Genomic DNA, 12,536 nt, shown 5'->3' with positions numbered 1-12,536 from the left:
ATTCGTTGTCAGTCCTGCGTGCCGGTGCTCACGAATGCTCAATTCGCTCCGCTCCGGTACTCGTCCTTCCTAGACTTCAAAGGTTTTCTATCACGCTGAAAAGAAGACAAAGAGCTAAAATAAAGATCATTTTACCCCTTTGTCAACAATCTAAAACCCCTGTTTACTCTACAGGGGTTTGTTCATGTCGTTCTTTTTTTAATTGTTCAAGTTCACTCACTGTGACGAGCTGGTAGCCTTGTTTGGTGAGTTCATGGATGATCTTTACTGCTGCTTGGGCTGAGCTTTCATAAATATCGTGCATTAACACTGTTCTGCCATCGGCTGCATGTGAGAGAACGCGGTTTGTGATTTGCTGGCTGTTGCGGATTTTCCAATCCTCTGGATCAACATCCCACAAAGTGACCTTCATCCCAATTGCATGATTGATATCTTGATTTGTACCGCCATATGGCGGTCTAAAGTGCGTAGGTGTATATCCGCTCGCTTTCTCAATCAGCTGCTGGGTGTCCTTCACTTGTTTCACCGCTTCATCTAAAGGCAGTCTTGTTAATAAAGGGTGATTGTAGGAATGGTTTCCGATCTCATTCCCGCCTTTTAAAATATCGGCAAGCATTCCAGGGTAATATTGCACCCTGCTGCCTAATACGAAAAAGGTAGCATGTCCTTTATTTGCCTTCAGCGCATCTAAAATTTTTGAGGTTGTCGCTGGATTCGGTCCATCATCAAATGTGAGTGCGATGGCTTTTTTATTCGGGTCAAGCTTTGATTTTTGCGGCAGCTTGACGGCTTTTCTTTTTGGATTCGGTTCTTTCATTTCATTTTTATTTTTCAGTTTATCCATATATTCTGGCTTTAAAATGTCCTTCAGCAATGTCTTTTTGATCGCTAGTGTTTGCGGACCAAGATCCTCTGCGGCTACTTGAGATGCAGGGAAATAAAATTCTACATATTTGTCTTTTAAGGCAAATTGACTGAAGTTTTGAGCATCAGGGGCTGTTCCTTTTTGAAGGAGAGGCTGATCCTTAGATAAGGTTTTGTCCTTCCGAAGCTCTGTATATGTAATATAGGATAATTTCTTTAAATAATGGGTTTTAGGCAGAAATAAATCTTTTGTGTCAAGAAAGGTTTTTTTCTGAAAATCAAAGTTAATCGTGAGATGATTGGTGGTTCCATTTTGCTGGCCAGTATACGTATAGGTCGTAAAACGAATGGCAGCAGACTGCTTCGCATAATGCACCATTTCATAATCAATATTCAGTTCATAGCGTTTATGTTCATCGATATCCTTTGCTTCACTGAATGTTTTTTTGAAATGCTCTAATGCCGAATTGGCATAGCTTTGAATCTTATCATCTAGCTCTTTTTGATGAAAAAGAGGATAGTTGACTGCATATCTCATAAATTTCCCGTCATTTACGAGAGTGACAATTTCTACGTTTTTATAGTTCGTATCCTGCTTTACATTTTTCTTCTCTGTACCGCTTGCTTGTTGATTTTGAAAGAAAGCAACTGCTCCAATGACGACTGCAAGCGCAAATAGGACGATACTCCATTTTCCTTTTACTGACACAACTTTCAAATCTCCTCTCATGACGGGTCATTCTTTATTAGTTTGACATCTGTTTGTAATATTTTTATAACATTTGACTTACTTTTGTAATTTTAGGGGATATTCATGCGAAATGTCAACTATTTTCCTATTAAACTATGAGAAAAAATGATAGGCCGTTCTGAGCGTCAAAAAGAAATCTCCTTTCTCTGCTCCGCACATACCTTCATTAATTAAAAAATAGGGTGTACATTGATTTTTTAGAGGCTGGCGGCTATAATTTTGTTGATTATGATTCTCATTTTCAAACTGACTTTTAATGAAGAAAAGGATGACACCGATTTTGCAGGATAAGCGAACACCTCAACAAAAACGATCATCACATATTCTGTTCTTTTTGATATTTTTTCTCGCCGTTATTGGTTTAGCGGCTGCCATGTTTTTTGCTGTGTCATACGGTGCAAAAACATTGTCTCTGCAAACGGTTTGGACAGCTGTATTTGACTACCAGTCGAATGTTACAGAGCAGCAGATCATCCATGAATTAAGACTCCCTCGTGTTTTAGGGGCAGCTCTAGTGGGAGCGGCGTTTGCCGTAGCGGGTGCTCTTATGCAGGGCATCACAAGAAATCCACTGGCAGATGCGGGGATTTTGGGCATTAATGGAGGTGCGATGTTTGTGGTCGCTCTCTGTTTTGCTTTTTTTCCAGGAATACCTTATTCGGCACTGATGTTTTTTTCCTTTATTGGTGCTGTGCTCAGTACGCTGCTGATCTTTGCGATTGGGGCGGCTGGCGGCGTATTGACACCGCTGCGCCTCACTGTGGCAGGAGCGGTTGTAGCCGCATTGCTTCATGCGCTCAGCTCTGGGATCGCGATTTATTTTGACCTGAGTCAGGATCTGGCTTTTTGGTATGCAGGCGGGGTAGCTGGTGTGAAATGGCCGCAGCTGACGATTCTCGCCCCGGTTATTCTAATTGTGATCGTATGGGCACTGCTATTAGGTCGGTCACTTTCCTTACTATCGCTCGGTGAAGATACAGCGGCAAATTTAGGGGTGAAAACACGGCAAGTGCGAATACTAGGAATGACTGCTGCTGTGTTATTAGCAGGGGTTTCTGTTTCAGCAGTCGGATCGATTGGGTTTGTCGGTCTTGTCATCCCTCATATTGCACGAAAGCTTGTTGGTGTAGACTATCGTTTCGTCATTTCGATGTCAGCGATACTAGGCGCAATGCTGCTTGTCTTTGCAGACCTTGCCAGCCGTACAGTCAATCCGCCAAGAGAACTTGCCATTGGCGTGATGGTGGCACTTGTTGGTGTTCCTTTCTTCTTATACATTGCCAGAAAAGAAGGGAGGAACCTGTCATGAGAGAGAAACAGCGTGCTCTTGTCGTGACACTCGTTTTGCTTTGCCTGAGTGCGGCTGTTGTGCTGTATAGTTTAAATACCGGTACGCTGAAACTAAGCCCTGTCATGGTCGTCAAGACGTTATTTGGCTTTGGAGATTTCCAAAGTGAAACGGTGCTGTTTGACTATCGTCTGCCTCGAATTGTGGTGACGATGTTAGCTGGTATTGGTCTTGGCATTGCTGGCGGCATTTTGCAGAGCTTATCCCGTAACCCGCTGGCCGATCCTGGGATTATTGGATTGAATGCAGGGGCAGCCTTTGGCTTAATTGTGTTTGTGACATATTTTCACGCACTTGAAGGCAATCCGTCTCTTCTTATTCCGCTCTTTACATTTGGCGGCGGACTGCTTGCGGCAGCTGTCATCGTGCTTCTTGCATATGACCGGCATGAAGGGCTTGTTCCTATCCGGCTGATCTTAGTTGGCATTGCGGTTGCTGCGGGATTTAGTGCACTCACCTTATATTTGTCATTGAAGCTGGATGAAGATACATACACGTTTGCTTCAAGGTGGCTTGTGGGCAATGTATGGGGGAGAGACTGGATTCATGTGCTGGCGCTTCTGCCTTGGATTGTATGCCTTGTGCCGCTTACGCTGATGCAGACGAACACGCTCAATGCATTGACATTAGGAGATGCTGTCGCCTCAAGTATAGGTGTTCGTGTCCAGCGTAAACGTCTTCTCCTCTTGACTTTAGCGGTAGGCCTCGCGAGTGCAAGTGTTTCAATGACAGGTGGTATTGGCTTTATTGGCCTCGTCGCCCCGCATTTGGCTAGGAGGCTTGTCGGTTCACTGCATCAGTATTTTTTACCAGTTAGTGCGCTGCTTGGCTTGTTGATTTTGGTCAGTGCCGATACAATCGGACGTTCCATCTTTGCTCCAAATGCCATACCGGCGGGTGTGGTCGTGGCCTTTATCGGTGCCCCGTATTTTCTCTATTTATTAACTAAAACGAAATAAATATGAAAGAGGAACTCATCATGAAAAAACTACTAGTATTTGGATTAACGCTCTGTTTCTTGCTGCTTGCCGCTTGCGGACAACAGGAAACAAAGAATACAACAAATGAAAAGACCAATGGCACACCAAAGATTGCTTCCTTGTCTATTCATTTAACAAATGACTTGTTAGCACTCGGTATCAAACCGGCGGGCTCTGTTGTAGGAGGAGACTTAAAAGATTTCCTTCCACATGCGAAAAAGCAGCTGAGTCAGACGAAAAAGCTCGGCATTGCATCTGATCCAGATATGGAATCACTGCTTGCGTTACAACCAGATGTCATTTATGTTGATGAAGAATTAGCCGGACAAGACTTATCGAAATATAAGAAGATCGCCAAAACAGAAGTGTTTAATTTAAATGATGGCACATGGCGGGATCATTTGAAAAAAATCGCCAAACACGTCAATAAAGAAAAAGAAGCGGATCAATATATTAAGAATTACAATCAAGAAGCAAAAGAGGTCAAATCGCTCATCAAGAAAAAGATTGGAAACGGAAAAGTCATGGCGATCCGTGTGACAGCAAAGGAGCTGCGCGTATTTAGCATGAAGCGCCCAATGGGTCCTATTTTATACGAGGATTTAGGCCTGACACCTGTCGATGGTGTGAAAAAGCTGGACAGCAAGCGCCCGTTTGAAGTGATTTCTCAAGAGGTTCTTCCTGATTATGATGCTGATGCAATCTTTGTCGTTGTCAACCGTGATGATAAAGCGCAGCAGGCATTCAAGCAATTAGAAAAGACTCCGATTTGGAAGGGTCTAAAAGCAGTGAAGAAAAACCAAGTCTATCCGATTGCCGATCAGCCTTGGCTCGATTACTCAGCTCTAGGCAATAAAATGGCATTGGATGAAGCAAAAGAGATGTTTTCTAAATAAATAGCAAATGAAATCAGGCATCATTCCGCATATAGGAATGATGTCTCTTTTTTTGATTCGTTCTTCTATTCATTCGGCTGATGCATACATATGAGAGAGAACGAGCAATACCGCCCGTGAGAAGAGGAAAGGGAGGGGTTACAGTTGGAGGTTCAAAAAATTAGTGCAGGTACAATTGCAAGGCTTGTGCTGCTTTTACTGGCGCTTGTTAACAGTGCGCTAACTGCTGCGGGAAAAAGCCCAATTCCTATTGATGAAGAAGGTGTTCAACAATTCATCACACTGGCCTTTCTGGGAATTACATCACTATGGGCCTATTGGAAAAACAATGATATAACGAAAAAAGCACGAACAAAAAAAGAAGAATAACAGAAGAAAGAGCCTTTCATGAATCAAAGGCTCTTTTTCATCGAAGCGTCAAACGCCTCTCCCCGCAATCATTCTTCCTGAAAGGCTTACGCCCGGCGTTCTCCCATGTTGTTGAGGAAAGCTTTTACTTCCTCAATGCTTAAGCCAATTGCCTTTGCTTCACTCATTAGACGCTTCCACTCTGCGATATTTGAATCCGTCAGCTTTCTATGGGTGACATGTAACGACTTCTCTTCCTGCTCCTTTCGGTACGTTTGGAGCAGCTGATAGAGCTCTTCTTTAGGCATGCCTGATTGGACGGCACTTACGATATGCTCCCGCCATTCGTGTTCACCACCCTCAGCGTAATGAAACATCATCGTCTCTGCATCAAACAGCTCTTGTAAATCAATCTCTAGTGAAGAGGATACCTTTTTTAAGAACTGGACAGATGGATTTCTGTGGACACCACGCTCAATTTTGCTCAAATATGACTTAGAGACATGAGCATCCTCAGCCAGCTGCTGAATCGAGTATCCTTTTCTCTTTCGGTAAATGCGTATCACCTTGCCTATCATTCGATCAATGATCTCCCTTCTCACCGGCGAATAGTTCTGCGACCTTTTCGTTCATTATAAGAAATAAATTGTTCTTTATAAAATTCAAAAACGTAAGAATCAGGAAGTAAACAAAAGAAAACGAACGATTTCGTTCTTTAAAAAGAACTATAAGACCTATTATGACATTTTTCTTTGCGGGTATTATCTTTTATAATCCAATCATTAACAAAAAGAAACCATATATAACCTTTTTATGATGAAATCGGGAGGTATCTATGAATGAGAATATAGGTTTTAAGCAGCTGTTTTCTGTCATTAAAGAGAAAATGGCCCTTCTGATCCTGATTGTCCTGATCGTAACGGGCATTTCAGCCTATTATCAGTTCTATGTCTCGACTCCTGTATATCAGGCAACCACTCAAATTCTTGTTCATAAACGCAGCAATGACGCACAAGCAGATTTAAACGATATTCAGATGAACCTTCAATATACACGTACCTTTCAAGTTTTATTAAAAAGCCCAATCGTCATTGAAAAAGTAAAAGAAACACTCCATCTCACAGAATCAGCAGAAGGACTAAAACACAAAATTGCCACAAGTACAGAAAATGAGTCTGAGGTCATCAATATTTCTGTACAAGATGAGGATCGCGCGAAGGCAGTCGCCATTGCGAATACCGCAACAGAGGTGCTGCAAGAAGAAATCAAAAAAACAATGAATATGGATCGCATTAATGTTTTGTCTGAAGCCAAGCTGTCTAACACGATTCTGATGAATTCAAGGAAGTTCGTTCATATCGTTCTGGCACTAGGCGCCTCTTTATTAGGGGGCATGACACTCATTTTCTTAATGAATTTACTCGATGATACTGTAAAACGAACACATCAAATAAGAGAAGAGATCGGATTGCCGTCGCTTGGCAGTGTCTATCAGATGCAGGCAGACAGGAGGGCCAAAAAAGACAAGCAGTCCGTCATAACGGGAGGACAGAACATTGATCTTTAAGAGGAAGAAAAGAGAAAAGAGAGATTTATCCTGTATTTCTGTATTAAATCCTCACTCTGTCATTGCGGAACAATTCCGTACGATCCGAACAAACATCGAATTCACATCGATCCAAACAAGGCTGAAATCGATATTAGTGACCTCCTCCTTACCGAAGGAAGGGAAATCATTTACGGCTGCAAACTTAGCAGCTGTTTTTGCACAGCAGAATAAGCGGGTGCTGCTCATGGATGCTGACTTGCGAAAGCCGGCCGTCCATGAATATTTTGACTTGAGTCATCATACCGGTTTGACGAATGTGCTATTAAATAATTGCAGCTTGGAAGAAGCTATTTTACCGACACCGATTGAGCATTTAGAGCTGCTTCCGAGCGGAACCATTCCGCCGAATCCAGCTGAGCTGCTCTCCTCTTCTGTAATGAAGCAGTTATTTTATGAGATTGAACAGCAATATGACATGGTGATTGTTGATTCCACGCCGCTTCTGCCAGTTGCAGATGCAAAGATCTTGGCGAACCGGACGGATGGGAGCATTCTCGTTGTCTTAAGCGGCAAAACAAAGATTGCTGCTGTGAAGAAATCAAAAGAAGTATTAGAAGGAACAACAAGTAAACTGCTTGGAGCTATGCTAAATGGCAAGAAAGAGAAAAAGGGCAGGCTGTACATGTATTAAAAAGATTGATAGGTGATGTCTCCTAATCTTTAACAATGGAGGCACTCGATCCTGCTGTGGGCATAACCGTGCCTTAGATGCTCGTCATCAGTAGTGGGATGTGAGGACGGGTTTGATGCCCATGTTACGTAAGAATAGTGATGCTTTAAAAAGGGGGAGGAGCGTTGACTTACGCCCAAAGATTATCAATCATCGTAGCACTAGATTCATATCTCATCTTAGTTGCCGTCTTTTTTGGTTTTCAATTTGTCCAAGAGGCGGCTTTAACCGTTTATACATTTGAAATGCTCGCCATTTCTTCACTCAGTCTGCTCATTGGGCACCATCTATTTGCCTGCATGTTTCATGTGTACAAGCAAGTATGGGCTTATACAGGAGTAAGAGAGTTATTTTCTTTAATGAAGACCTTTGTGTGTTCTTTTTTATTTTCGATGACGATGCTGTACCTTTTCGTGCAGACATGGCCATTTCGGTTTTTATTCATCGTGTGGCTTTTTCATATCTTATTCATCGGTGCATCTCGTATGGCTTCTAGGTTATTTCATGACGGGGCCAAACGGCTTCAGGCAGAAAAAGAGCGGGCCTTAATTATTGGTGCCGGATCAGCAGGAACCATGCTCGTTCGTCAGCTTCAGCAATCGAGTGATGTACATATTGAGCCAGTCGCCTTCATCGATGATGACAAGACGAAACATCGGCTTGAAATTATGGGTCTGCCTGTTATAGGAGGAAAAGAACAAATTCAAACAGCTGTCGTGATGATGGATATTCAGAAGATTATCATCGCCATTCCGTCCAAAAGCAGCCACACCTTAAAAGGGCTGTATAAGGAATGTGTCGCGACCGGAGTCAAAACACAGATCATGCCGGAAATGGAGCAGATTTTAAAAGGAACCCATGCGCTGAATCAATTACGGGATGTACAGCCAGAGGATTTACTAGGGAGAGAACCGATTCAATTAGATACGAGCCGTCTATCTGCTCATTTAAAAGGAAAAACGATCATGGTCACAGGAGCAGGCGGATCAATTGGGTCAGAAATCTGCCGTCAAATTTGTGTGTTTGCTCCTCAAGCGATTGTACTTGTGGGACATGGAGAATTTAGCATTCATTCTATTTTACTAGAGCTGAAAGAATTATATGGAGGCAGCATCAGACTCTATCCACAAATTGCGGATATTCAAGATAAACAGAAAATGAGTGAAATCGTTGGTCAATTTCAGCCGGATATGATTTATCATGCTGCGGCACATAAGCATGTTCCGCTCATGGAGATCAGTCCGAAAGAAGCTGTGAAAAACAATATTATCGGGACAAAAAATGTCGCAGAAGCCGCACACGAGCACGGCATTGAAACATTCGTCCTCATCTCATCTGACAAAGCGGTCAACCCTGCCAATGTGATGGGAGCCACAAAGCGGTTTGCTGAAATGCTGATCATGCAAATGGGGGCAAGCAGCGAAACAAAATTTGTTGCCGTTCGATTTGGAAATGTACTCGGAAGCAGAGGGAGCGTCATCCCTATTTTTAAGAAACAAATCGAGCAAGGCGGGCCGGTGACGGTCACGCACCCAGCCATGACAAGATATTTTATGACCATCCCAGAAGCATCAAGGCTTGTGATTCAGGCAGGTGCACTGGCAGAAGGAAGACAGATTTTTGTTTTAGATATGGGGGAGCCAGTGAAAATCGTGGACCTCGCAGAAAACCTCATTCACCTCTCAGGCTACACCACAGACCAGATTCCAATCACTTTCACAGGCATTCGTCCTGGAGAGAAAATGTACGAGGAATTACTCAACCAGCATGAAAAAGCACAGGAGCAAATCTTCCCGAAAATTCACATCGGCCATGCGCTGGATGGTGACCCATATGTGCTGAACCGTTTTATCCATGAATTTGACATGATGAGTGAAGAGCAGATGAGACAAGCATTATTTGCTGCCATTGAGTCGCATGATATGTTGTCCGATCAGATGACACGAGAGGAGGAAGCGCTTGCCAATGAAGAAAAAAGTCTTGTTTTGCGCAACGGTTGATTATCACTTTAAGGCCTTTCATCTTCCGTATTTCCGGTGGTTTCAGGAACAAGGATGGGAAGTGCATACAGCGGCAAACGGCCAGCTGAAGCTGCCCTATGTGAATCAAGCTCACTCAATTCCGATTCAGCGCTCTCCTTTTCATGTACGCAACCGGCTTGCGTATGTAGAACTGAAGAAGCTGTTAGCGAAAGAGCACTATGATTTCATCCATTGCCACACACCAATGGGAAGTGTCATTGGCAGGCTCGCAGCCAAAGGTACGCGCAAAAAAGGAACGAAGGTTCTTTACACGGCACATGGCTTTCACTTTTGGCAGGGGGCGCCGCTTCAAAACTGGCTGCTCTATTATCCAATAGAGAGATTTCTCGCCCGCTATACAGACGCTCTGATCACCATTAATGGAGAAGATTTTAAAAGAGCCGACCGTCTATCAAAAGAGCGGACATCTGTTTATTATGTGCCCGGTATGGGTGTGGATATGAAGCGGTTCGCACCTGTCGATGAAAAAGAGAAGCAGAGCCTTCGCGCAGCCTATAGCTTTTCCTCGGAAGATTTTATCGTGCTGTGTGCTGGTGAATTAAATACGAATAAAAATCAAGGGATGCTCATCAAAGCATGTGCACAGCTGTCTAGGAAAATACCAAATATAAAGATCGTATTTGCCGGGGAAGGGACGATGAGGCCAAACTATGAAAAGCTTACCCGCCAGCTCCAACTTGAAAAGCATATCCACTTTGCTGGGTTCTGCAAACAAATAGAGGAATGGATGCATATGAGCGATGTGTGTGTTTCCACCAGCTTGAGAGAAGGGCTCGGCATGAACCTGCTTGAAGCGATGTCGGCAGAAAAACCTGTGGTTGCAACGGAGAATAGAGGACATTGTGAGCTTGTCAAACATGGCGTCAATGGTTTTTTAGTTAAACCGCAAGATGTGAATAGTTTAGCTGATTACTTGCAGCAGCTCTACGACAAAAAAGATCAGCTGCCCCTCATGGGAAAAGCGGGACGTTCTATGGCTCATGCATTTGCACAGGAGCAGACGGTCAGGGCAATGGAAGAAATTTATACAATCTATATGGATCAAGCAGAGAAGGTGATACAGCATGCATAAACCAAAGGTGTCTATGATCATGGGCGTCTACAATTGCCAAGAGACAGTAGAAGAAAGCATTGAATCTATTCTTCATCAAACATATGAAAACTGGGAGCTCATCATATGTGATGACGCATCAACAGATGGCACTTATGAGAAAGTGCTGTCTTATACAAAACGACATCCTGAAAGAATTCGCCTGATCCGTAATCAACAAAATCAAAGACTCGCTGCCAGTCTCAATCGCTGCCTGGCTGAAGCGAGGGGAGAGTTGATTGCAAGGCAGGATGGCGACGATCTATCAGTGCCTGTTCGTTTAGAAAAACAGGTTCATTTCCTCGATACATATCCTGAATATGATGTGGTCGGTACGGCAATGACGGTTTTTGATGAAACGGGAACAAAGGGTGTGCGGGCACTTGTTTCAGAGCCTGATCGGAAGGTGTTGGCAAGAGGAACTCCTTTTTGTCATGGGACCATTATGATGAGGGCTTCTGCTTACAAGGCTTTACAAGGCTATCGTTCTGTAAAAACAACAAGGCGGATGGAAGATATCGATCTTTGGATCCGCTTTTTTGCTGCTGGGAGGAAAGGCTTTAATTTACAAGAGCCGTTATATTTGGTGAGAGAGGATGAAGCGGCCTTTCAGCGGCGAAAGTTTCGATATTCGATGGATAATGCCTGGCTCGTTTTGAAAGCATGCTGGCTATTAAAGCTGTCGCCGCTTGACTATTTATTTGCTTTAAAGCCGGTGGTCCGTGCCTGCTTGTCACCGAAGATCATGAAGCTTTATCATCGCCGGAAGCTGGCGGCGTCTATGCTGAAGAGGAGGGCGGTTCAAGATGAGTGAGCCAAAGCGCGTGCTTCATATTGTGGGCGGGATGAACCGCGGCGGAGCTGAAACGATGATTATGAATATCTATCGTGCTCTCGACAGGAATGTCCTTCAATTTGATTTCATTACTCACCGGCAGGACGTCTGTGATTATGATGAGGAAATTCGCCGGCTTGGGGGACGCATCTTTTACGTCCCAAGTATTGGGGCGTCCTCTCCGGTTGCTTTTGTGAAAACATTGACCAAGACAATTAGGCAAACAGGGCCCTATCAGGCAGTGCATGCACATACGGATTTTCAGACGGGTTTTTCCGCACTTGCTGCAAAACTAGCGGGTGTAAAGGTGCGCATTTGCCATTCACATAATACAGCGTGGAAGCAGTCGCCAAACTGGCTGGATCATATGATGCTCAAAGGATTTCGCCAGCTGATCTTTGCATTCTCTACACAGCTTGTTGCATGCGGCGAGGATGCCGGTGTCTTTTTATTTGGACAGAAAAAAATGCAGAACGGGCAAGTTGAGGTGCTTCCAAATGGGATAGATTTATCCCTTTTTTTTCAGCCTGATCCAGACGAAAAGGCAGAGATGAAAAAGCAGCTCCATCTTCGCGAAAAAAACATGGTCATCGGTCATATTGGGCGGTTCCATGAGCAAAAAAATCATGTTTTTTTTATGGAGCTGGCACAGACCTTAAAGAAGCAAGGGGTTTCATTTCAGCTTGTCCTCGTAGGAGATGGACCGCTGAAGCACGTAGTCGAATCGTATGCAGAGAAGGCAGGCTTGATGGAGGACATTGTCTTTACAGGCGTCGTATCAGACGTTCCACAGTATATGAAAGCATTTGATGTATTTGTGATGCCTTCCTTGTTTGAAGGTCTTCCGCTTGTATTAGTGGAAGCACAGGCGTCTGGTCTGCCTTGTGTGATTTCAGATCATATTACAGAGGAAGTAGATTTAGGCTGCGGGCTTGTGAAAAGGATGTCCCTGCGAGATTCCGCGCATGAATGGATGCAGGCGGTGCTTGAAGCATATCATGCAGAACCTCCTCTTCAAGAGCTCATTACCTCTCAGCTTGAACAAAGAGGATTTGATGTGAAACAGAATATTACACGTGTGATGAATCTATATGGACTGTAAG

Annotated in this window: 12 protein-coding genes; 10 read left to right on the top strand and 2 right to left on the bottom strand. The window is 43.8% G+C overall.

Features of this window, described 5'->3' with window-relative positions; genetic code table 11:
- Nucleotides 1-163: 163 nt before the first annotated feature.
- A complete protein-coding gene (locus NSQ76_RS17010; protein ID WP_025094017.1) occupies nucleotides 164-1,573 on the bottom strand; it encodes a polysaccharide deacetylase family protein in 1,410 nt (469 codons plus the stop codon).
- Nucleotides 1,574-1,895: 322 nt separating this feature from the next.
- Here NSQ76_RS17010 and NSQ76_RS17005 point away from each other — a divergent pair, with 322 nt between their 5' ends.
- From NSQ76_RS17005 to NSQ76_RS16990, 4 genes are all read left to right on the top strand, one after another.
- The gene (locus tag NSQ76_RS17005) at nucleotides 1,896-2,924 is read left to right on the top strand and encodes a FecCD family ABC transporter permease (protein ID WP_341055038.1); all 1,029 of its coding nucleotides are present in this window, start codon (nucleotides 1,896-1,898) and stop codon (nucleotides 2,922-2,924) included.
- Nucleotides 2,921-3,922: a FecCD family ABC transporter permease gene (locus NSQ76_RS17000; RefSeq protein ID WP_224426645.1), complete on the top strand. Its 1,002-nt coding sequence runs from the start codon at nucleotides 2,921-2,923 to the stop codon at nucleotides 3,920-3,922. The genes NSQ76_RS17005 and NSQ76_RS17000 overlap by 4 nt, the downstream gene beginning before the upstream one ends.
- Nucleotides 3,923-3,939: 17 nt before the next feature.
- Nucleotides 3,940-4,839, top strand: coding sequence for an iron-hydroxamate ABC transporter substrate-binding protein (locus NSQ76_RS16995; protein ID WP_370880892.1), 900 nt, complete (start codon nucleotides 3,940-3,942; stop codon nucleotides 4,837-4,839).
- A gap of 144 nt (nucleotides 4,840-4,983) precedes the next feature.
- Nucleotides 4,984-5,208 (top strand): phage holin, encoded by a 225-nt coding sequence (locus NSQ76_RS16990; protein ID WP_024423530.1) that lies wholly within the window; start codon nucleotides 4,984-4,986, stop codon nucleotides 5,206-5,208.
- Between the two features lie 86 nt (nucleotides 5,209-5,294).
- Here the strand turns inward: NSQ76_RS16990 and slrR are convergent, their stop codons facing one another.
- A complete protein-coding gene (gene slrR / locus NSQ76_RS16985; RefSeq protein ID WP_024426096.1) occupies nucleotides 5,295-5,765 on the bottom strand; it encodes an HTH-type transcriptional regulator SlrR in 471 nt (156 codons plus the stop codon).
- Nucleotides 5,766-6,022: 257 nt separating this feature from the next.
- Between slrR and NSQ76_RS16980 the strand changes: the two genes are divergently transcribed.
- The 6 genes from NSQ76_RS16980 (at nucleotide 6,023) to NSQ76_RS16955 (ending at nucleotide 12,535) form a co-directional block, all read left to right on the top strand.
- On the top strand, nucleotides 6,023-6,754 hold the full coding sequence (locus tag NSQ76_RS16980; RefSeq protein ID WP_024423528.1) for a YveK family protein: 732 nt from the start codon (nucleotides 6,023-6,025) through the stop codon (nucleotides 6,752-6,754).
- The gene (locus NSQ76_RS16975) at nucleotides 6,744-7,427 is read left to right on the top strand and encodes a CpsD/CapB family tyrosine-protein kinase (protein ID WP_024423527.1); all 684 of its coding nucleotides are present in this window, start codon (nucleotides 6,744-6,746) and stop codon (nucleotides 7,425-7,427) included. The genes NSQ76_RS16980 and NSQ76_RS16975 overlap by 11 nt, the downstream gene beginning before the upstream one ends.
- Before the next feature lie 164 nt (nucleotides 7,428-7,591).
- Complete coding sequence (locus NSQ76_RS16970) at nucleotides 7,592-9,466, top strand: polysaccharide biosynthesis protein (protein ID WP_025094019.1); 1,875 nt, start codon at nucleotides 7,592-7,594, stop codon at nucleotides 9,464-9,466.
- Entirely contained in the window at nucleotides 9,432-10,580 is a 1,149-nt protein-coding gene (locus NSQ76_RS16965) for a glycosyltransferase family 4 protein (RefSeq protein WP_285710016.1), read from the top strand. Before NSQ76_RS16970 ends, NSQ76_RS16965 begins: the two co-directional genes overlap by 35 nt.
- On the top strand, nucleotides 10,573-11,412 hold the full coding sequence (locus tag NSQ76_RS16960; RefSeq protein WP_024423524.1) for a glycosyltransferase family 2 protein: 840 nt from the start codon (nucleotides 10,573-10,575) through the stop codon (nucleotides 11,410-11,412). The genes NSQ76_RS16965 and NSQ76_RS16960 overlap by 8 nt, the downstream gene beginning before the upstream one ends.
- Nucleotides 11,405-12,535: a glycosyltransferase family 1 protein gene (locus tag NSQ76_RS16955; protein ID WP_341055025.1), complete on the top strand. Its 1,131-nt coding sequence runs from the start codon at nucleotides 11,405-11,407 to the stop codon at nucleotides 12,533-12,535. Before NSQ76_RS16960 ends, NSQ76_RS16955 begins: the two co-directional genes overlap by 8 nt.
- Nucleotide 12,536 lies beyond the last annotated feature (1 nt).

It is taken from the genome of Bacillus sp. FSL M8-0256, assembly GCF_038005765.1.
GTDB lineage: Bacteria > Bacillota > Bacilli > Bacillales > Bacillaceae > Bacillus > Bacillus safensis.
Note: the sequence above shows the minus strand (reverse complement) of the source record. Positions and strands in the feature narration are given on the sequence as shown.